General features: G+C 63.0%; 18 protein-coding genes. 12 read left to right on the top strand and 6 right to left on the bottom strand.

Annotated features, from left to right (window positions below; translation table 11 throughout):
* Positions 1-9: 9 nt before the first annotated feature.
* Positions 10-99, bottom strand: a complete 90-nt coding sequence (locus tag KK137_RS09725) for a potassium-transporting ATPase subunit F (RefSeq protein WP_214536247.1) — start codon at positions 97-99, stop codon at positions 10-12.
* A 251-nt stretch (positions 100-350) separates the two neighbouring features.
* Here KK137_RS09725 and KK137_RS09720 point away from each other — a divergent pair, with 251 nt between their 5' ends.
* Together KK137_RS09720 and KK137_RS09715 are read left to right on the top strand one after the other, a co-directional pair.
* The gene (locus KK137_RS09720; protein ID WP_214536246.1) at positions 351-2,993 is read left to right on the top strand and encodes a sensor histidine kinase; all 2,643 of its coding nucleotides are present in this window, start codon (positions 351-353) and stop codon (positions 2,991-2,993) included.
* 117 nt (positions 2,994-3,110) lie between these two features.
* Entirely contained in the window at positions 3,111-3,560 is a 450-nt protein-coding gene (locus KK137_RS09715; RefSeq protein ID WP_214536245.1) for a DUF1810 domain-containing protein, read from the top strand.
* A 215-nt stretch (positions 3,561-3,775) separates the two neighbouring features.
* Here the strand turns inward: KK137_RS09715 and KK137_RS09710 are convergent, their stop codons facing one another.
* Entirely contained in the window at positions 3,776-5,365 is a 1,590-nt protein-coding gene (locus KK137_RS09710; RefSeq protein WP_214536244.1) for a GMC family oxidoreductase, read from the bottom strand.
* A gap of 138 nt (positions 5,366-5,503) precedes the next feature.
* Between KK137_RS09710 and KK137_RS09705 the strand changes: the two genes are divergently transcribed.
* Both KK137_RS09705 and KK137_RS09700 read left to right on the top strand, forming a co-directional pair.
* A complete protein-coding gene (locus tag KK137_RS09705) occupies positions 5,504-5,974 on the top strand; it encodes a DUF3237 family protein (protein WP_214536243.1) in 471 nt (156 codons plus the stop codon).
* Positions 5,975-5,977: 3 nt separating this feature from the next.
* A complete protein-coding gene (locus tag KK137_RS09700) occupies positions 5,978-6,493 on the top strand; it encodes a nuclear transport factor 2 family protein (RefSeq protein WP_214536242.1) in 516 nt (171 codons plus the stop codon).
* A gap of 9 nt (positions 6,494-6,502) precedes the next feature.
* Here KK137_RS09700 and KK137_RS09695 read toward each other — a convergent pair whose 3' ends face one another.
* A complete protein-coding gene (locus KK137_RS09695) occupies positions 6,503-7,291 on the bottom strand; it encodes an SDR family oxidoreductase (RefSeq protein ID WP_214536241.1) in 789 nt (262 codons plus the stop codon).
* Between the two features lie 492 nt (positions 7,292-7,783).
* Here KK137_RS09695 and KK137_RS09690 point away from each other — a divergent pair, with 492 nt between their 5' ends.
* From KK137_RS09690 to KK137_RS16605, 3 genes are all read left to right on the top strand, one after another.
* Positions 7,784-9,085, top strand: a complete 1,302-nt coding sequence (locus tag KK137_RS09690) for an alpha/beta fold hydrolase (protein ID WP_338028037.1) — start codon at positions 7,784-7,786, stop codon at positions 9,083-9,085.
* Positions 9,086-9,173: 88 nt separating this feature from the next.
* The gene (locus KK137_RS09685) at positions 9,174-9,839 is read left to right on the top strand and encodes a winged helix-turn-helix domain-containing protein (RefSeq protein WP_275950699.1); all 666 of its coding nucleotides are present in this window, start codon (positions 9,174-9,176) and stop codon (positions 9,837-9,839) included.
* Positions 9,829-11,226, top strand: coding sequence for a sensor histidine kinase (locus tag KK137_RS16605; RefSeq protein ID WP_214536240.1), 1,398 nt, complete (start codon positions 9,829-9,831; stop codon positions 11,224-11,226). The genes KK137_RS09685 and KK137_RS16605 overlap by 11 nt, the downstream gene beginning before the upstream one ends.
* 152 nt (positions 11,227-11,378) lie before the next feature.
* Here the strand turns inward: KK137_RS16605 and KK137_RS09675 are convergent, their stop codons facing one another.
* A complete protein-coding gene (locus tag KK137_RS09675) occupies positions 11,379-12,521 on the bottom strand; it encodes a trypsin-like peptidase domain-containing protein (RefSeq protein WP_214536239.1) in 1,143 nt (380 codons plus the stop codon).
* Positions 12,522-12,830: 309 nt separating this feature from the next.
* Between KK137_RS09675 and KK137_RS09670 the strand changes: the two genes are divergently transcribed.
* The 5 genes from KK137_RS09670 (at position 12,831) to KK137_RS09650 (ending at position 17,386) form a co-directional block, all read left to right on the top strand.
* Entirely contained in the window at positions 12,831-13,268 is a 438-nt protein-coding gene (locus KK137_RS09670; protein ID WP_214536238.1) for an META domain-containing protein, read from the top strand.
* Between the two features lie 180 nt (positions 13,269-13,448).
* Positions 13,449-13,907 (top strand): outer membrane lipoprotein, encoded by a 459-nt coding sequence (locus KK137_RS09665; RefSeq protein WP_214536237.1) that lies wholly within the window; start codon positions 13,449-13,451, stop codon positions 13,905-13,907.
* Between the two features lie 194 nt (positions 13,908-14,101).
* Complete coding sequence (locus KK137_RS09660) at positions 14,102-15,562, top strand: basic amino acid/polyamine antiporter (RefSeq protein ID WP_214536236.1); 1,461 nt, start codon at positions 14,102-14,104, stop codon at positions 15,560-15,562.
* Positions 15,563-15,593: 31 nt separating this feature from the next.
* Positions 15,594-16,841, top strand: coding sequence for an arginine deiminase (arcA, locus tag KK137_RS09655; protein WP_214536235.1), 1,248 nt, complete (start codon positions 15,594-15,596; stop codon positions 16,839-16,841).
* A 2-nt stretch (positions 16,842-16,843) separates the two neighbouring features.
* Complete coding sequence (locus KK137_RS09650) at positions 16,844-17,386, top strand: HdeD family acid-resistance protein (RefSeq protein ID WP_214536234.1); 543 nt, start codon at positions 16,844-16,846, stop codon at positions 17,384-17,386.
* 150 nt (positions 17,387-17,536) lie between these two features.
* Here the strand turns inward: KK137_RS09650 and KK137_RS09645 are convergent, their stop codons facing one another.
* Both KK137_RS09645 and KK137_RS09640 read right to left on the bottom strand, forming a co-directional pair.
* Positions 17,537-18,988, bottom strand: a complete 1,452-nt coding sequence (locus KK137_RS09645; RefSeq protein WP_214536233.1) for an MATE family efflux transporter — start codon at positions 18,986-18,988, stop codon at positions 17,537-17,539.
* Complete coding sequence (locus KK137_RS09640; RefSeq protein ID WP_214536232.1) at positions 18,985-19,719, bottom strand: 7-carboxy-7-deazaguanine synthase QueE; 735 nt, start codon at positions 19,717-19,719, stop codon at positions 18,985-18,987. Before KK137_RS09640 ends, KK137_RS09645 begins: the two co-directional genes overlap by 4 nt.
* Between the last annotated feature and the right edge of the window lie 200 nt (positions 19,720-19,919).

Here is a 19,919-nt window from a genome sequence, read left to right as displayed (position 1 = left end):
TGAGTGCCTTCAGAATTTCTCAGGCCGCACGAGCACGGCGAGGAGGTAGAGGAGGAGGCCAAGGGCGGTGAGGCCGGCGAGCGCCAGATGGGTCGTCATAATCACGCCGCGTCGCACAGACGGACGTAGGCCAGCGTGGCCGCGAACAACCCTCCGAGCCCGGCAAGCCAGAGCAGATCCTGCATTGGGAGAACCTTCGTTCTGCGCCGCGCAATTGTGGCGGCACAGCTCAACTAGGCGTTCCTGGCATTAAGGTTCGACGGCGAAAGCTGGCCGCTGACATTAAGATCGCATTAGGATCGGCGTCGTCTCGTTGGCATTCGGCGTTAACCGGACGTAATTGGGCAGCGATGTCGCCGAGCGAATCCCGCCCCTCACCCGAAGCCCTGCTTCGCGCCGCCAGGCGCGAGGCGCGCGGCAAGCTCAAGATCTTCCTTGGAGCCGCTCCAGGCGTAGGCAAGACCTTCGAGATGCTTCGCGAGGGCGCTGAGCGGCTGAAGTCGGGCGTAGATGTCGTGGTCGCGGTCGCCGAGACTCACGGCCGGGCCGAAACCAAGGCTCTGCTCGAACCCTTCGAGATCATTCCCCGGCGGCAGATCGACTATCGCGGTCATGCGCTGGGGGAGATGGACCTCGACGCGCTGCTCGTTCGCCAGCCGGAGCTCGCCCTGGTTGACGAGTTAGCGCACACCAATGTCGAGGGCAGCCGGCACCCCAAGCGCTGGCAGGACGTCATGGAACTGCTCGACGCCGGAATCGACATCTACACGACGCTGAACGTTCAGCACGTCGAGAGCCTGAACGACGTGGTCGCCAGTTTCACCAAGGTCCGGGTTCGCGAAACGGTGCCGGACAGCGTGTTCGATGGCGCAGAAATCGAAGTTGTCGACCTTCCGCCGGACGAGCTCATAGAGCGCCTCAAGGAAGGGAAGGTCTATATCCCGGACGAGGCCAGCCGGGCGCTGGGTCATTTCTTCTCCAAACCCAATCTCTCGGCTCTGCGCGAGATGGCGCTGCGCCGGGCGGCGCTAAGTGTCGATCGGGCCTTGCTGGACGATCTCGACGCAGGAGCGGTCGTCGGATCTTACGCTGGCGGAGAGCGTGTGCTGGTTGCCGTTAGCGAGTTGCCGGGCTCAGACACGATTGTTCGTGCTGCGAAGCGGCTTGCCGATGCGCTCCGTGCTCCCTGGCAGGCCGTCTATATCGAGACGCCTCGAGCCCAATCCTTCAGCGAAGACCAGAAGCACGCCGTTGCCGATGCGTTACGCCTGGCCGCAAACCTGGGCGCGACCATAGCCACTGTTCCTTCCGAAAGCGTGATCGAGGGACTCACCAGCCAGGTCCAGCAAACCCGTGCTACTCAGCTTGTGTTGGGAAAGTCCGTCAGGAGCTGGTGGTTCGAGGTTCGTCACGGCTCGGTCGTGAACGCCATGCTGCGCGCTGGCGAAGGACTGGCGGTGCATGTCATTCCCGCAAGTCCGGACGCGCCGCCCAGCCGCAAGTCCCCCGGCGTGTCGGGTCGCTGGGGCAAATCCTCCGACTACCTTGCCATCGCCGGCCTCATCGCCGGGACCACCGCCGTCGGCAAACTGGTCGAACCGTTGATCGGGCTTGGCGGGGTGGATCTGGTCTACCTTCTGCCCGTGATCCTGGCTTCGGGCCGGTTCGGGCTTCGGCCGGGACTTGTCGCCGGCGTCGTATCAGCGCTCGCCTATAACTTCTTCTTTCTGCCCCCGATCTACACATTCACGATTGCCGCCCCGCAGAGCTTGCTGACGATGTTCGTCCTGATCGCGGTGGGCGCCTTTACGGCAAATCTCGCTGGGCGGCTCAAGGCCCGCGCGTCATTAGGCGCTCGCAGCGCCCAGGAGAACGCTGCGGTTGCGGCCTTCGGGCAGATGCTCGCCCGAACGTCCGACTGGAAGTCGACCAGCGAGCTCGTCTGCAACGAGATCGCGCGGCTGCTCCAGCTCAACGTCCTCGTCCTCAACGACGATGCCGGAAAGCTTCATATTGTCGCAACGACTTTGAATGTCGACGAACTCAGTCCGATCGATATGGCCGCAGCCGAATGGACCTGGGCACGAGGTGAAGCGGCCGGCGCGGGCACGGGAACGCTCAACGCCGCTGATTGGCAATTCCAGCCACTGAAGACATCTCTCGGCGTATTGGCCGTAGTCGGCCTCTCAAGGGAGGACGGCCAAGATCCCGTCTCAGCCGACCGGGTCCTTTTGCTCCAGACCTTGCTTGGGCAGGCGGCGCTCGCGCACGAAAGGTTGAAGCTGGAGGCAGAGGTCCGCGAGATAACTGTGCTCAAGGAGCGTGATCGTCTGCGTGCCGCCCTGTTGTCTTCGATCGGACACGATTTGCGTACGCCGCTGACATCGGTGTCGAGCGCGATCGAGGCCATCGCGGTTGAACATCCCGGCGCGAGCACTCTTCCGGTCGCGCGCATGGAGCTGGCAAGACTCCGGCGTTTTCTCGACAATCTGCTCGACATGGTGCGGATCGACGCCGGCGCGCTGGCCATGCATCCCGAACCGATCGACCTGGTCGATGCCATCGGCAGCGCGGTGCACGATCTCAAGGATCTGTTTCGAGGCCGGCACATCGACTTGAAGGTGCCGGCAAACCTTCCTTTCGTGACCGCCGATCCGACTCTGCTCCACCACATCCTGATCAATCTACTCGCCAATGCCGCTCAGCACGGCGGAGAGAGCGGTGTCATCACGATCGAAGGCAAGCGCACACCCGATGCGGTAGTGCTTTCGATCAGAGATCAGGGGCCTGGGCTGGCTCCTGGCAACGAGCAACGGATCTTCGAAACCTTCGCGCAAGGACGTGGCAGCGATCGCCATGGGGGAAGCGGTCTGGGCCTGGCCATCGTAAAGGGGTTTGCGGAAGCGATGGGCGTGAAGGCCACGGCCTTGAATCATGCCGACGGCGGAGCCGAATTCAGACTTACGTTTGGAGACCCCATCTCTCCGTCCTGATGCAGGGGAGGGCACGGAGGCTTCGAACGAGGCGCGGCCGAGACCGGACCGCCCTCTATCGGTCTGGACCAAAAGTTGATCGATGCGATGGACCCGTGGATTTGCTAAACGGAGTCTATGTCACCGGTTCAGTTCGAACAGGATGCCGACCCGTTCAATCTTAAGCGGTTTGTTGTCGCACAGCAGGCCACCTATGCAACGGCGCTATGCGAACTTAGGCGCGGGGCTAAGCGCACCCATTGGATGTGGTATGTTTTTCCCCAGCTCAGGGGACTGGGTCGCAGCGAATTGGCTCAGCGGTTTGCGATCACCTCGATCGAGGAAGCGAAGGCCTATCTAGCCCACCGGCCGCTCGGGACACGTCTGCTGGAATGTGTCGAGGTACTGCAGGAATTGCCCGAGATGAGGGTCGAGCAAGTGTTCGGCGTGGTCGACGCCATGAAACTGCGATCCTCCCTCACGTTGTTCGCGGAAGCATCGCAGGCGAAGTTATTCCAAGCGGCCCTGGAGCGATGGTTCGATGGGCCCGATCTTATGACACTCCGTCTGTTGAACGAGGGCGACTAGCACCTCGTCAATCCGGCCTAGCGCCGAGGGGACATCCAAGCACGGCATCGCGAGGCCAAGGCATCAATTGAAGCGACCAGTGGGAGCTTTTCTCTCTCCCTTGGTGTCCTGGCTTCGTTGCTTATCGTGGCCTTCTTCGTGATCGCCTGGGGCCCGTCGACTAGCGTTGCTAGGAATGCATCACTCCGTTGAGACGGGTATCCCGACGCGCAAGATCAGCTTCGACCTGCAATCAAGTCAGCCGCCTTTTCCGCGATCATCACGGTGGGCGCATGGGTGTTCCCGCGAATGATGGTGGGCATCACCGATGCATCGGCCACGCGCAGTCTTTCCACGCCCATGACGCTCAAGTCACCGTTCACCACGCTTCCCATGGCGCAGGTGCTGGTCGGATGGCCCGCGCTGATCAGGGACTGTCGCAGCCAGGCATCGATCGCCGCGTCGCTTTGTGCGTCGGGACCGGGGGCAAGCTCGTGTTCCACCAGATTGCGGGCCGGCCGGGTCTCGAAGAACGTCCTGATGAAACGGAAACCCCTTCGCAGCCGCTCGCGGTCCCCTTCCGCGCTCATGAAGTTGAACTGCACTTGGGGCAATGCCAGGGGATCCGCCGAGACAAGCTTTACCTCCCCCCGGCTTTCCGGATTGAGCAGGATGGACCCGCAGGAAAACATGGGTGTCGGTGCCTTGCGCCAACCTGGAAACCACGGGCGTGCATCATACCCGCTGTGAACTATCTGGAATTGCAGATCGGGCCGCTCCTGTTCTGTATCCGACCGGATGAAGCCCTGGATCGACATGGGGCTCTGGCTAAGCGGACCGGTCCCGAAGAGCTGCCACCGCAAGTAATTCAGGGCCAGCCGATCGAGGCGGATGTCCCTGTTGAAACCAATCTTGGCCGCCGATTTCCACATCCCCATCGCGATCGGATGGTCCTGTAAGTCCTGGCCTACGCCTGGAAGGTCGACCAGCGGCTCGATCCCGAACTGGGTTAGGGCTTGGCCGGAACCAATGCCTGACACCATCAGCAGGTGCGGACTGTTCAAGGCCCCTGCGCACAAGATCACCTCGCCCTTGCAATGAAGCGTCCTCGAGCCCGATCTGTCGGCAAGTTCGACACCCCGCGCCCGACGTCCTTCGAAGAGGATGCGCGTCGCCGAGCTATTGGTGACGATGTTGAGATTAGGCCTGTTGCGGATCGGATCGAGAAAGGCACGTGCGGTACTGTCCCGGCGGCCGCTCCTTATCGTGCAGTCAGGCATGCCGAACCCTTCGGGCCGGGCCGTGTTGAAGTCGTCACACCTCGAATAACCAAGAGCCTCCGCTGTCTCCAGAAAGGCAGGATAGAGCTGGGGGTCAGGGCGCATGGGCGTGACATGCATTTCCCCGCTCGCCCCATGGCCGGCGGTAGCTCCGCGCCAGTACGCTTCGGACCGCCTGAAATAGGGCAGGACGTCATCGTAGCCCCATCCCGCAAGTCCGCCGTCGCGCCAGCCATCATAATCCGCGGCCGCCCCACGGATGTACATCGTGCCATTGATGGAGGAGCATCCACCCAGGACCTTGCCGCGGGGTATTGGCTGAGTCCGCCCGTCGAGGTTGGGATCGGGGGCGCTTTCGTATCCCCAGATGAACCGATCCGAAGCGGCCGCCTGCATCCAGGTGAGCGGCATGTCGATCAAGGGATGTCGCCCCTCACCACCCGCCTCGACGAGCGCTACTCGCCTCGAAGGATCGGAGCTCAGGCGGTTGGCCAGGACACAGCCCGCGCTTCCTGCGCCGACGACAATATAGTCGTACTCTTCCAACCCTCGCGACCCTCCGTTAAGACTTTGCCGGTGCCTAGCGAATCGCTTGAGGCAGCAAAGACTTTTCTGCCGCCAGGGCGCCGCGCCATGCCATAAACGCGGGGCCTGTTGCACCGCGCATCGGGAGGGAGAGACGGCTTGGATAGACCTGCGCTGGATTTGGCGTTTCATGTCCGGCTGGACTTTGGTGACGGGCCAAGAACCCGGTTCGTGCCCGGCTTCAAAGGCTTCACCAGAGGCTTTGTCTCAGTTGTAGGAGGCGAAGTCAGTGGACCTCGGCTCAAGGGCCGGGTCGTACCCCATTCCGGCGGTGACTGGCCGCACATTTGGCCAAGTGGGCTGATAGAGTTCGACGCTAACTACATGTTAGAGGCGGACGACGGGACGCCGATCTACATTCAAAATCGCGGCCTTGCTTATTCCAACCCGGAAGCCATGGCCCGGATTGAGGCTGGTGAGAGCGTCGATCCGAAAGAAACCTATTGCCGGATCACTCCCCGCTTCGAAGCTCCGGCGGGACAGCATGATTGGCTCAATCGCACCATCTTCGTCGGGGTGGCCGAGCGCCGCGGTTCATCAACCCAATTCGACTATTACGCGGTCACCTGAGCCATGGCGCAGCCCCTGTCGACCGACGACCAGCTCGCCATTCGGGATGTGATATCTCGCTACGCATGGGCGCTCGATACCGGAGATGTCGCGGGTTTCGTCGCGTGCTTTTGCAGCGACGGCGCGTTGATTTGGGATGCGTTCGAGGCGCCGGAAGAGTGGCGGGGCACAGAGGCTCTGCGCCATTTCGCCACCTTCTTCCGCGACCTGCCGTCGTCGGCGGGGCGTCAGCATCATGTAACCAATACGTTGATAACTCCCAGTGAGAACGGAGCGCGCGCAGTGTCGTATGCCGCGGTCGCTCTGCGACAAGGCGACGGTCCCCACCTCCTCAATGTGATGGGGTACTACGAGGATCTCTTTCGGCACGAAGCGGGCCAATGGCGCCTGGCGGAACGCATCATTCGCGATTGGTCGGGCCCCGTTCTGAAGGCATTTGCCGGACAAACCGGTGAGCGGGTCGCTCGGCCGAAACCTGCGCCGCTCGCGGGAGCCGCCTTCAAACCGGCCAAACTCTGAGCCAGGTCCTCAGAACGTCGATGTCGTCGCTCCTCCGTCGATTACCAGGCTTTGTCCGGTAGTGTAGTTCGCAAATTCGCTGCAAAACATGGCCACGAAGGCGCCCACGTCATCGCAATCGCCAAAGCGCCCAGCAGCAATTCGCCACTCGCGAGAGAATTCCGCCACTTCCTGCTCGTAAGTCGTACCCTTGGTTCTTGCTCGTTCGGAGAACTGTTCTTCGACGAAGGCGCTGTGATGCATCCCCGGCAAAAGGTTGTTGATGGCAACGTTGTGTTTCGCCACCGCCTTGGAAATCGCCACCGTATAGTTTGCCAATGCGGCGCGCGTGCTGCCTGATAACACCCGGATTTCTCCGGGATATTTTGCGGCAACCGTCGCGATATTGACGATCCTGCCCCATCGGCGCTCGACCATCCCGTCCAGCACCCGGCGCATGAACTCGATCGGCGAGAGGAGCGAAATGTCGATCGCTTCGCGCCACTGCTCGCCAGTGATCGACCGATAATCAGGTGTCATGGGAGGGGGCGCGCAAGTCCCGACCAGGATGTCAGGATCGGGACAGCTGGCGAGGATCTTCTCTCTGCCCTCGTCAGTGCTGTGATCGGCGCAGATCGGAATAACGTTTGCGCCAGTCTGGTCAGCGATTTCGCGGCAAGTCTGTTGCAGCCTAGCTTCGCCGCGGGCAGAGACGAAGAGTTCGACGCCCTCCCGAGCCAATGCCAGGGCAGCGCTTCGTCCCATGCCAGCGCTGCCGCCATTGACGATTGCCTTTCGACCCCTGATTCCCAAATCCATCTTGATGCAGTCCTTGCTGTCGTTGCTCCAACCTACACCGCTAATCGCCAATGGCGTCTTCAGGCGAATGCCCTGATAGGATTTCGCACGCTGACGGCTTGCACGTGATACAGGCCAAGGTCCAGAAAGCTAAGCCGTTGAACCAAAGACAGTCCCGGCGCCAGCGGGCGCAGGATTGCGATCGGTGGCGACCCTGGGGAAGCGGAAGGCGCCATTCCCGCCGCGCTCGGGGCACACGGTAATCGGAGACCGGGGTTTTGCCTGATTGCCTCCACCGAGAGGCTCAGCGAGTTTCGGCTAGCTACGGCACACGCCGCGGCCCCAACAACCAAAGTACCAGGAGCCGGTATGGCCGCGACGACTGAATAGGGAGTCGCGAGGGAAGATCACATCTGCGGATCCTCGATGACTGACCACGACCGGTAACCTGCCGCTTTCGGCATGCTCCCGGGAGGTGACGTCAGAGGATAACCCCGAATAAGGAGATCGATCGTGACCGATGCGACTGTCAACCGACGCACTGTCCTGGCTGGGTCAGCAGCCGTTGGAGCCGCGACCCTACTGAGCCAGACTGCCGCGTCAGCAGCGGAGGAGGCTCTGATTGGCCGAACCGCCGACGCGGACTCCATCCGTCCATTCCGGGCGCAGTTTTCCGATGAAAGCTTGGACGATCTGCGACGGCGGATACGGGCCACGAATTGGCCCGAGCGCGAAACTGACCCGACGCAAGGGGTCCACTTGGCGACGATCCAAAAGCTCGCCGACTATTGGGCGAACCATCACGATTGGCGCCGGGCCGAGGCGCAAATCAATGCCTACCCGAACTTCATTACGAATATCGACGGAGTCGACATCCACTTCATCCAGGTGAAATCGAAACACCCGAACGCGCTGCCGGTAATTGTCACCCACGGCTGGCCCGGGTCGATCATTGAACAGCTGAAGATCATCGGTCCGCTGACAGACCCGACCGCGCATGGAGGGACCCCTGCCGATGCGTTCGATGTCGTGATCCCGTCTCTCCCAGGCTACGGCTTCTCGGGCAAGCCGGCCGTCAACGGCTGGGACCCGCAGCACATAGCGCGCGCCTGGGCGGTCCTGATGCAGCGTCTCGGCTACGATCGCTATGTCGCCCAAGGCGGAGACTGGGGCAATGCCGTCACCGAGCAAATGGCGCTTCAACAGCCGCCCGGTTTGCTGGCGATCCACACCAACATGCCGGCCACGGTTCCACCTGATATCGCCCCACTCATACCCGGCGGGCCTGAACCCGCAGGCTTAAACGCCGAGGAGAAGCATGCCTGGGATCAGCTAGTCGATTTCTACTCGAATGGTCTTGGGTATGCGCAGGAAATGGCCGGCAGGCCACAGACACTCTATGCGCTTGCCGACTCGCCGGTGGGACTCGCTGCCTGGATCATCGACCATGACATCCAGAGCTATAATCTGATCTCCAGGGTGTTCGACGGGGCGAGCGAGGGCCTGACCAGGGACGATATTGTCGACAATATCACGCTCTATTGGCTGACCAACACGGCGGTGTCGTCGGCTCGACTTTACCGGGAAAGCAAGCTTCCCTTCTTTGCGCCAAAGGGGGTTCCGCTGCCGACCGGTGTGAGCGCCTTCCGGGAAGAGATCTATCAGGCCCCAGAGAGCTGGACGCGCAAGGCCTATCCGCATCTCGTCTTCTACAGGCGTCACGACAAAGGCACGCATTTCGCGGCCTGGGAGCAACCGCAAGCATTGAGCCAAGACCTTCGTGAGACGTTCAAGTCGGTGCGCCGAGCCCAATGATGCGGCCATCGGTCTTGGCGGGCACCCCTGATCATCCTACTCTATCATCAAACGGCAAAGTGATTGGGAGAAGATCCTGAAACTTCTGTTGATCGAAGACGATCCGTCCACGGCGTCCTTCATCGTACAGGGCCTGGCCGAGCTCGGTCATAGCTGCGACCACGTCGTGGGAGGGCTCGACGGCCTCACAGCTGCGATGACTCACGAATACGATGCCATCATCCTCGATCGCAATCTGCCGCAGATGGACGGGCTGACGGTGCTGACCGCGTTTCGTGCCGAGGATCGCGATACGCCTGTCCTGTTCCTGTCCGCGCTCGGGCAAGTGGACGACAGGGTCGCAGGTCTGAACGCCGGGGCGGACGACTACTTGCCCAAGCCCTTCTCCTTCCACGAACTGCTCGCGCGGATCACGGCCTTGAGCCGGCGACGCAGTGGCGGCAAGGAAGCCGAGACCGTACTCACGACGGCCGACCTGTCGCTGGACCGGATGAGTCGGGCAGCGACGCGCGGTGAGCGCAGGATCGAGTTGTTGCCCAAGGAATACCAGTTGCTCGATTACCTGATGCGCCACGCCGGTCAGGTGGTCACCCGAACGATGTTGCTCGAGGCCATCTGGGACTACAGTTTCAATCCCGGAACCAACGTCATCGACGTGCACATCAGCCGGTTGCGCGGCAAGATCGATGCAGAGGGCGAGACACCCTTGATCCATACAGTACGCGGTGCCGGATACAGGCTCGGTGGTAACTGAGCCCCGCAAGCCGACCCACGCTGCGGCCTTTCGCGGCGCGTTGTGGATCACGCTCATTGCTCTGCTGACCACGAGTATCGCGCTGACGGTCCAGTACGTCCAGACCAGCCGCTACCTGGACGAGAAGACGCAAGGCTTGCTCGACGACGAGACGGCCAGCCTGGTGGAGCGCTTCGAAGTGGGCGGGCCGGTGGAACTGGCCGCTTTCCTGCGGCGACAACAGGCGCTGTCGCGTCTGAACGAGTTCTTTTATCTCCTGGCCGCCCCCGATGGCACGCCGCTGGTCGGTAATCTTACGGCGTGGCCGGGCGAGGTTGACCAGCCGGGGTTCAAGCGCTTCTCCACCAACGTCATATCCGCCGATGGTACGGTTCACGCCCGTACCGTGATGACTCGCGCGGTGCTCCTCGACGGCGGATACCGGCTGCTGGTGGGTCAGATTGCCGAGAGCGGCATCGCCCTGCGCGACCGATACCTCGTGGCGTTGTTCTGGTCGTTGGTCATCACCGGATTGCTGGGCCTGTTGCTGGGCTGGCTCCTGAGCAGACGCGCGCTTGCGTTCGTGGAGAAGGTCTCGACCACGGGGACGCGCTTCCTGGCAGGCAACCTCGAGGAACGCGTGCCGCTATCGGGCCATGATGACGAGTACGAACGTCTGGCCGAGACGATCAACGCGTGCTTCGTCGAGATCGAGCACGTGGTGCGATCCTTACGCGCGGCCACGGACGGCATGGCGCACGATCTCAAGACGCCGCTCACGCGTATCAGTGCCCGGCTCGAGCTGGCCGAGATGCGAGGCGCGAGCGCGGGGGAACTGCGCCAGATCATCGCCGACAGCCGTAACGATCTGGCGGGGTTGCTGCGGATCATCGAGGACATGCTGAACCTGGCCCGCGCCGAAGCGACCACTTCGGTCAGCTTTGCGGACGTTGATCTGGCCGCGATTGCCGCCGACGCCGTCGAACTCTATCAACCGGTCGCCGAGGACAAGGGAGTGGCGCTGGAGCTTCGATCGACGCCGGCCAGCGTCAGGGGTGCCCCGGCCTTGCTGGGCCAGCTAGTCGTCAATCTCATCGACAACGCCGTCAAGTATTCGCCCTCCGGAGCCAGCGTCGAGGTGGCGATCGAACGGCAAGGGGACTCGGCAGTGCTGACCGTTTCCGACCAGGGGCCTGGCATACCACCCGATCGGCGCGCGGATGTTCTGTCCCGGTTCGTGCGGCTCGACGAGAGTCGGGGAATGCCAGGGGTTGGTATCGGGCTCAGCATCGTGGCCGCTGCGGCGCGGGTTCACCGGGCCGCGCTCGACCTGCAGGACAACAATCCCGGGTTGCGAGTGGTTGTGCGCTTCCCCCTGTCGGATCCGCAGGAAGTCGTACCGGACTGACTGACTGTCTGTCTGTCTGGTGGAGGGAGAGGGGCCGGCGGGGGACTGCCAAAACTTGCGATCGACAGGGGGGGGAATCGACCGCGGGCAAACCGGCCCCTCTCCCACCCTCTCCTGAGTGGGGAGAGGGGAGAAGGTTATGTGTCCCCGAACTAACTGTCGGACATCTCCGCGATACGCAGGTTCACCCTGCTGTCGTGGCCGTCGCGAATGAAGTCCGCGGACAGGGTTGCGCCTGGCTTGGCCGAGGCCACCGCCCGTGCGAGTTCGCGGCTGTCAGGGATCGGACGGCCGTTGAACGCCGTCACGACGTCGCCGCGCTGAAGCCCGGCGGTCGCGGCCGGGCCGCCGGATTCGACGTCGGCGATCAAGGCACCCTTCGTATCCGAAAGGCCAAGCTGCTGCGCGATCTCGGGATTGAGCGGCTGCAATGCAACGCCGATACGGCCTCGCGAGACGTGGCCTTCCTTGACGATCTGCGCCACCACCGATTGCGCGAGGCGCGATGGGATCGCGAAACCGATGCCGACGTTGCCGCCAGAAGGCGAGAAGATCGCGGTGTTGACGCCGATCACGTGGCCGGCGGCATTGAACAGCGGCCCCCCGGAATTGCCCGAATTGATCGGGGCGTCGACTTGCAGGAAATCGTCATAGGGACCCGCGCCAATCTCTCGACCGCGAGCCGATACGATGCCCGAAGTTACGGTATTGCCCAGTCCGAACGGGCTACCGACGGCAAAGATGTCGTCGCCGACCCTGGCATGATCGCTGTCGCCCCAGGCGATCGCCTCGAACGGGCCGCCTCCTTCGATCTTCACGACTGCGAGATCTGTCTTGGGGTCGCGGCCCAGGACACGGCCCGGAAGTTCGCGTCCGTCACTGAGCTTGACGGTGATCTGCTGGGCGTTCTCGACGACGTGGTTGTTGGTAACCACGATGCCGCTCGCGTCGATCACGAAGCCTGAGCCCACTGCCATTTCCGGCTGGCCGTTGCCGCGACCCCCGAAGGGGCTTCGCGGATCCACACCGAACGGAAGCCCGTCGAACGCCATTTCGGAAACCTGGTCGCCAATCCGCGCTTCGATCTGGACGACCGCCGGCCCGACGCGCTCGACCATGTCGGCTAGCGAACCGCCATTGGCCGGGGCTTCGGCAAAGGACTGGCTGGCGCTCGTCCCGCCTTGCGTGAAACCATCGCCAAGATCCTGCAGCGAGGTCGTGGCCGCAAACGCGCCCGCGGCCGTGCCGAGCAGGACGGCGCCCAGAAGCGCCTTGCGATGCGATGATGCGAACATTCCGTCGTATTCCTTTGCGTGTCTACAGGACGGCCTTGTGCACGCGTTGGATGACCCCAGCCTGTCATGAAGATTAAATCGATTTAATCTTCGGTGGCCCTGCAAGCGTCGGGGCTTGGCCAAATTGAGCCCGTGTCAGGGAAAAGTCCCGCCAACTTGCGGGTTTATACCGATGATCGCTCCACCACCCGTGCGATATTCTCCTGACAATCCAAGCGCAAAAGATGTCTGGATAAACATAGGTTTAGTCGGGAAAGGGCCCCCGCGGTGCGCAAATTTCTACTTCGTAAATCCGGGTTGTTGCCGGGGGTGGCACTGTCGCTCGCCGTAGCGCTTTCGGCCTGTGCCACGGACTCCTCGGGGGGCTCGTCGTCGCAGAGCGGCGGCCCATCGCTTACCGGGACCGAATGGCATCTCGACCATTTTCAGTCGTCGGATGACTCCATCGGTACGATCAGGCCGAAGCAGGACGAGGTCTACACACTGACGCTCAACGCGGACGGAACAATCGCGATGCAGCTCTCCTGCAATCGCGGGGGTGGCCAATGGACATCGGCCGATTACCGCAAGAGCAGCGGCAGCCTCGAGCTCAAGATGGGTTTCTCCTCGATGGCTGCCTGTCCGCCAGGCAACTTCGACAACATCGCCATGCGCCTGCCCAACGTGCGGACCTTCGTGATCCAGGATGGGAAGCTCCACCTCAACCTCATGATGGATGCAGGCAATTATGTCTGGCGACCGAAGTGAGGGGGAAACCCCATCCGGCAGGTCCGGTGACGGCATGCGGAACGTGCGGTCATCGAGGAGGAGGGCGAGTTCCAAGTCCCGTTACCACTCAACGGATCGGCATCACCCGCGACGATCGTCTTCGTGGCACGCGATCGCCGCATTCAGCGCCAAGTGGCCACTGTCTGTGAGGAGAATAAGATGAAAAGAGTGATCCTGATGATCGCGGTACCGCTTGCCGTGGTCGCCCCCCTTTCCGCCTGTAAAACTTCCCCGACCAATGCCAGCGCCGCCACGGCCGGCCAGATACAGCCGGTCCAGTTCGGCACGATCACCGCGGTTCGCGGGGTCGACATTCGGCCGGGCAACACTCGGCTCGGTGCCATTACCGGGGCCGTGATCGGCGGTGCCGTCGGCAGCACGATCGGTGGTAGCACCGTGGCCAACATCGCCGGTGCGACGGCCGGTGCGGTGACTGGCGGCGCCGCCGGCAGCACGGTTCAGGGAGCGGGTCGCCAGCAAGGCGTCGAATTCGTGATCCAGCTCGACTCAGGCGAGACGGTCTCGCTGGTCCAGCCGGGCAATGCGCGCGACTATCGCGTCGGCGACCGCGTGCGTGTCACCGGCACCGCGGAGAACGCGAGAGTGGATCGTCGCTGATCCCGATCGTGACCCAAGAGGGGGAACACGAAGTCCAACGGGCCAGGTCCAGGGGGCGCTGAATGCCGGACCAGACGCAACGGAGAATGCCACTCTTTATCCAGCCCGCGCTCGTCATCGGATCGATGGCGGGCGCGGGCGCAGTCTCGCGGCCGCGCTCGTGACGGTGACATCGACAACGGAGGGAACAATCGATGCCGGATGAAACAATCCAGAAGGCCACCGACAAGCTGACCCTTCCCGCCCTGACCGCGATGGTCGTGGGCTCGATGGTCGGAGCGGGGGTCTTCCAGCTTCCGGCGCGCTTTGCGACTGTCACGGGCGTCTACGGTGCGCTTATCGCCTGGGCCATTGCGGGCACGGGCATGCTGGCGCTGGCGTTTGTCTTTCAGACGCTCGCGATCCGCAAGCCCAACCTCGACAACGGAGTCTACGTCTACGCCCGCGCCGGATTTGGGGTCTATCCAGGGTTCCTTTCCGCGATCGGCTTCTGGGCTTCGGCCTGTGCGGGGAACGCCTTCTACTGGGTGCTCATCATGACCACCGTTTCGCAGCTGTTTCCCGAGCTGTCGGGCACATTCGGCAATGGAGACACCTGGCCAGCGTTCTTTGTCTCGGTGGTGGCGGTGTGGGGGTACTACTTCCTTATCAGTCGCGGAGTGAAGGAAGCGGCCTGGATCAACTATATCGTCACGATCGCCAAGCTGGTCCCGCTGGCGCTTTTCCTGGTGCTCATTGTCGTTTTCTTCGACGGCAAGGTTTTCGCCGACAACCTCACCGGAGGGTACGACGTTCCCGGCGGACATTCGCTGTTTGATCAGGTGAAGGGCACGATGCTTATCACCGTCTTCGTGTTCCTCGGTATCGAGGGAGCGAGCGTCTATTCCCGTTACGCCAAGCGGCGCGAGGACGTGGGCAAGGCGACGGTGTTGGGGTTCCTCAGCGTGCTCGCGCTGTTCGCCTCCATCTCCATCCTTTCGTATGGCATCCTCCCTGCCGCCGAGATCGCCCGGCTGGCGCAACCTTCGGTCGGGGGCGTGCTCGAAACGGCGGTCGGCCCATGGGGCGGGACCTTCATCCGGCTCGGCCTCATCGTCTCGGTGCTCGGCGCCTACCTCGCCTGGCAGTTGCTGGCCGCCGACGTCATGTACGCGGCGGCGAAGGACTCCGACATGCCGAGCCACTTCGCCCGGCTCAACAGCGCCGAAGTTCCCGAGCGCGCGGTCTTCTGGACCTCCGTCTTCGTGTCGGTGATCCTGTTTGCGGTGCAGTTCGCGGAGAACGCGCTCGACTTCACATTGGACCTGACAGCGGCGCTTTCGTTGGCGCCGTTCGCACTCGCGAGTGCTTATGCGCTCAAGATCGCCTGGCAGGGGGACGGATACGGCGCCGGTGCGGCAGGCAGCCGCAACCGCGAGATGGCGATCGCCGCTGTCTCTACGGCCTATACGCTGTTCCTGATCTGGGCGGCGGGATACGTCTTCCTGTTCCTCGCCTGTATTCTCCTCGCCCCGGCAACCGCACTCTACTTCATCGCGCGGCGTGAACAGAACGCACCGGTGTTCACCAAGCCGGGGCTCATCGTTTTCCTGATCATCCTGGCCTTTGCGGTGATCGGCATCGTCCTGCTCGCCAAGGGCGTGGTGCAGATCTGATGGGCCAAAACCGCGTAGGAGGTATCGATAGATGACCACGGCATTACCATTCGGCGTTCATTCCGAGGTTGGTCAGCTTCGCAAGGTCATGGTCTGCGCGCCGGGCCGCGCACACCAGCGGCTCACACCCAGCAACTGCGACGACCTGCTGTTCGACGACGTGCTGTGGGTCGATGTGGCCAAGCGAGATCACTTCGATTTCGTCGCCAAGATGCGCGACCGCGGGATCGAAGTAGTCGAGATGCACAACCTGCTGGCCGAAACGGTCGCCATTCCGGAGGCCAAGGCCTGGATCCTCGACCACGAAGTCGTCGCTAACGAAGTGGGCCTCGAACTGCTGGGGGAGATCCGCTCCTACCTCGACGGCCTCCCGCCGCGCGAACTGGCCGAAACGCTAATTGGCGGACTTTCGACCGAGGAATTTCCCGAGGCCATCGGCGGCGAGACCTTGGGCCTCATCCGAGAGGCGGCGGGCGTCAACGAATACCTGCTGCCCCCGCTTCCGAACACGCTCTACACTCGCGACACCACCTGCTGGATCTATGGCGGGGTCACGCTCAATCCGCTGTACTGGCCCGCCCGGCATGAGGAGACGATCCTCGCCGCCGCCATCTATCGCTTCCACCCGGACTTCGCCGGCAAGGTGAAAGTATGGTGGGGCAATCCGCTCGAGAACCACGGGCTTGCCACGATCGAAGGCGGCGACGTCATGCCGATCGGCAAGGGCACCGTGCTCATCGGCATGAGCGAGCGCTCCTCCCGCCAGGGGATCAGCCAGCTCGCCGCTGCTTTGTTCGAACAAGGCGCGGCCGAGCGGGTGATCGTCGCCGCCATGCCCAAGCTGCGCGCGGCGATGCATCTCGACACGGTGTTTACTTTCGCCGACCGCGATTGCGTGCTGCTCTACCCGGACATCGTCCACAAGGTTCAGGCGTTCTCGTACCGTCCAGGTGACAAGCCGGGCACCGTCACTCTGCACAAGGACAAGGGCCCGTTCATCGAGACCGTCGCCGAGGCGCTTGGCGTCAAGAAGATGCGCGTCGTCGAGACTGGCGGTACCGCCTACATGCGCGAGCGGACCCAGTGGGACAGCGGCGCCAACCTCGTGTGCGCCTCCCCGGGCGTGGTCTTCGCCTATGACCGTAACACTTACACCAACACCTTGCTGCGCAAGGCGGGGATCGAAGTGATCACCATCGCCGGGGGGGAACTCGGCCGGGGCCGGGGCGGCGGACATTGCATGACCTGTCCAATCATCCGTGATCCAGTGGAGGACTGACTATGAACACAGCTACCGAAGCGGCAGACACCGCACCCAACGCCCCCAACAAGCGAATGGGCACCAGTATCTTGATGGGTATTGTCTTCATCATCGCCGGTACGCTCGCGATCCTTTCGCCGCTCGCCGCGACTTGGGCGCTCACGATTATCGTCGGGGCTTCGCTGATCGTTTCAGGCATTGCCCGGATCATCCACGCCTTTTCGAAGAGCTGGGGCAGCTTCTTCCTCCACCTCTTGCTGGGCTTGCTCTACGTGGGTGGCGGCCTGGGCTTCTGGTTCGCGCCAGTGAGCGCGGCGATCCTTCTCACGGTCCTGCTCGCCTGGCTGTTGATCCTTCAGGGCATTGGCGAGATCTGGCTCGCCTTCACCGCAAAGCCGGCCAGGGCCTGGGGCTGGGTGCTCGTCGCGGGTGTCATCACGCTTGCGTGCGGCGTCTGGCTGGTCTTCCGCTTGCCGAGCCTTGGCGTGTTCATGCCTGGCATCTTCCTGGGAGTGTCGCTGATCATCGAAGGATGGGCCTCGCTGCTGATGCGGCGGCCGTAAGGGGTGGTCCTCCCTGTGAGGCGCCGCCTCACGGGGAGAGGAAGCCTCCGTGCAGCTGAGGGTGGAGGGGCCGGCGGAGTGCCATTCGCCCCTTCGTCAACCGCCTGCGGCGCCTGCCATGTCCCCGTCGGCTACGCCGACAGGCAGGATTTAGCCGCCCGGGACCATTCGGCCCGCTGGTTCGCCGTCGGCATTGGCTTGCTCCTGCGCTTCGTCGCTCGTTTCCGGCATCGCGTGCTTGCGCCAGCCGGAGTAGTGGTAAAACCCCCAGCCGAGCACCAGTCCTGCGAGGGAGCCGACCGGGAACGACAGCCAGATCGCGTCCGAGCCGAGCCGCTCGTAAGTCAGCCAATAGAAGCCCAGGCGCACGGGGTAGAGGGCGATGGCGATGATCAGCAGCGGAACCCACACCGCACCGCCGGCACGCATCGTGGCCGAATACACCATGGTCACGCCGAACACCATGAAGCTCCAGCCGGCGAGCAGCTGGATGTGCCGCGCGAGCGGAACCGCGGGGCTTTCGGGGCCGAGGAACAGCACCAGCGCGGCGCGGTCGAACACCAGCAGCAGGACTGTGAGCACACCGGTCATGACGAAGTTCATCGTCACTCCGGCGCGAGTAATATGATCGAGCCGGTCCCACTTCCGCGCCCCGATGTACTGGGCGGCAATCGCACTGACGGCCCCGCCGACGGCCATCGCCGGCATCTGAATGTAGGTGAACAGCTGCATCGCCGCGCCGTAGGCGGCGGTCATCAGCAGGCCTTCCTGGTTGACCAGGCCCACGATGATGATGCCCGCCGCGCTCATCACCAGCATCTGCGCGCCCATCGGGATGCCCTTGCTGATGATGAAGCCGAGCTCCTCCCGCTGCGGCTTGAGGTAGCCGAGCTCGCTTCCGCGCAGCCGCAGCGGCAGGTCCTTGGCGTAGACGTAGATCAACATGCCCAGGAACGAGACCAGACTGGCGATGATGGTGGAGGTCGCCGAACCGGCGATGCCCATCGCCGGGAACGGGCCGACACCGGCGATCAGAATCGGGTTGAGCACCGTGTCGATCGCCACCGTCACGCCCATGAAGATCAGCGGCGTGCGCGCGTCGCCTGTGCCGCGCAGGCCCATGGTCAGGATCACCGAGACCATCATGAACGGCATCGAGACGAACATCAGCCGGATGTAGATCAGCGCCAGGGGATAGGCCCCGCCCGGCGTGTGCAGCGCGGTCAGTAGCGCGGGCGCGGTGAGGTAGCCGAGCAGCGCGATCGCCGCCATCAGCACCGCCGAGAACCCGACCACCGTACCGAAGGTCTTGCGCGCTCCATCGATATCGCGGGCGCCATATCGCTGGCCGATCTTGACCGTTCCGGCCATACCGAAGCCGAACGCCGCACCGGCGACCAGGAACATGATGATGTTGGCATTGGCCGTTGCCGCCAACGCCTCTTCACCGATCAGCCGTCCGACCCAGATCGAATTGATCGTACCGCTCAGCGACTGGAGAATATTGCTGAGCAGCATGGGTACGCTGAACAGCAGCAATGTCTTGAAAACCGGACCTTCGGTGAGGTCGCCTTTAAACGGCGCGGGCGCGGGCTTGTTCATGTACCTCTAGTGTCGCCGTAGAGTTGGATGTGCAAGCGTTTGGACAGAGTCAAATTGTGGGAAAGGCAAAGTTCCGCCAACCACTGCTCGCGCGCTTCGAGCGTCCGAGTGTCGGTGCCCTCCGCCATGAGGTAGATGCGCGATGAGGGAATGGCGTGGGTTTCCGCCAGTTTCAGGACTTCCTCAACGTTAGCCGGCTCGGCGATCACGAACTTGAAAAACGCGCGCGGCTCTTGCGCCCAGTGTGCGAGCCGGTCCGGCACCAGGGCCAGATCGGCAGGGTTGCCCGAGTGCGCCAGCTTCGGGCTGACGTTGTACTGATCGACCAACGCGTCCAGTGCGTCGGTCGGCGCGACCGAACCGTTGGTTTCGATCTCGACCTTCGTGTCGTGCAGCAGCGCGAGCATCCGGGCGAGGGCCGGTCCCTGCAGCAACGGTTCGCCACCGGTGACGATGAGACGCGGCTTGCCGAGCGCGGCGATGCGCGCGGCGACCTCCGCTTCGTCAAGCGTGAGCTGGTTGGCCTTACGCTCGTAGGTCTCGCCGCCCCGGTGGGGGCGGTTGTCGCCCTCGAAATGCCAGGTGTACGGCGTGTCGCACCAGACGCAGGCGAGGTTGCAGCGGGAGAGGCGCACGAAAGCGCAAGGCTTGCCCATGCTCGGACCCTCGCCTTGCAGGGAGGCGAAGATCTCCGGTTCGCCCGGAGTGGTCGTGGCCAGAGTCAGCGGCACGATGCGGCCAGCCCGAGTGTGTAAGTTGACAAGGGGTGACGGGGTGACACGGTTCTTGGCGTAAACCGAAAAAGTGTCACCTTGGGGCCTAAAAGTGTCACCTTGCCTGCGATGGGCCGCGCCAGGTAGGGGAACGTGCAGCTCAAAAACTGCGCAGACGGGGCCGCGGATCGAGTCATCGCCTTGGCCTTGTCAGAAAC

This window comes from Croceibacterium selenioxidans (assembly GCF_018599195.1).
GTDB classification, from domain to species: Bacteria; Pseudomonadota; Alphaproteobacteria; order Sphingomonadales; family Sphingomonadaceae; genus Croceibacterium_A; species Croceibacterium_A selenioxidans.
Note: the sequence above shows the minus strand (reverse complement) of the source record. Positions and strands in the feature narration are given on the sequence as shown.

What these genes read in the sequence shown, in the direction of transcription:
- KK137_RS09645 (WP_214536233.1), bottom strand. Translation starts at nt 18,988, where the DNA reads ATGAACAAGCCCGCGCCCGCGCCGTTTAAAGGCGACCTCACCGAAGGT.
- KK137_RS09675 (WP_214536239.1), bottom strand. Translation starts at nt 12,521, where the DNA reads ATGTTCGCATCATCGCATCGCAAGGCGCTTCTGGGCGCCGTCCTGCTC.
- KK137_RS09650 (WP_214536234.1), top strand. Translation starts at nt 16,844, where the DNA reads ATGAACACAGCTACCGAAGCGGCAGACACCGCACCCAACGCCCCCAAC.
- KK137_RS09660 (WP_214536236.1), top strand. Translation starts at nt 14,102, where the DNA reads ATGCCGGATGAAACAATCCAGAAGGCCACCGACAAGCTGACCCTTCCC.
- KK137_RS09715 (WP_214536245.1), top strand. Translation starts at nt 3,111, where the DNA reads ATGTCACCGGTTCAGTTCGAACAGGATGCCGACCCGTTCAATCTTAAG.
- KK137_RS09665 (WP_214536237.1), top strand. Translation starts at nt 13,449, where the DNA reads ATGAAAAGAGTGATCCTGATGATCGCGGTACCGCTTGCCGTGGTCGCC.
- KK137_RS09720 (WP_214536246.1), top strand. Translation starts at nt 351, where the DNA reads ATGTCGCCGAGCGAATCCCGCCCCTCACCCGAAGCCCTGCTTCGCGCC.
- KK137_RS09725 (WP_214536247.1), bottom strand. Translation starts at nt 99, where the DNA reads ATGACGACCCATCTGGCGCTCGCCGGCCTCACCGCCCTTGGCCTCCTC.
- arcA (WP_214536235.1), top strand. Translation starts at nt 15,594, where the DNA reads ATGACCACGGCATTACCATTCGGCGTTCATTCCGAGGTTGGTCAGCTT.
- KK137_RS09695 (WP_214536241.1), bottom strand. Translation starts at nt 7,291, where the DNA reads ATGGATTTGGGAATCAGGGGTCGAAAGGCAATCGTCAATGGCGGCAGC.
- KK137_RS09700 (WP_214536242.1), top strand. Translation starts at nt 5,978, where the DNA reads ATGGCGCAGCCCCTGTCGACCGACGACCAGCTCGCCATTCGGGATGTG.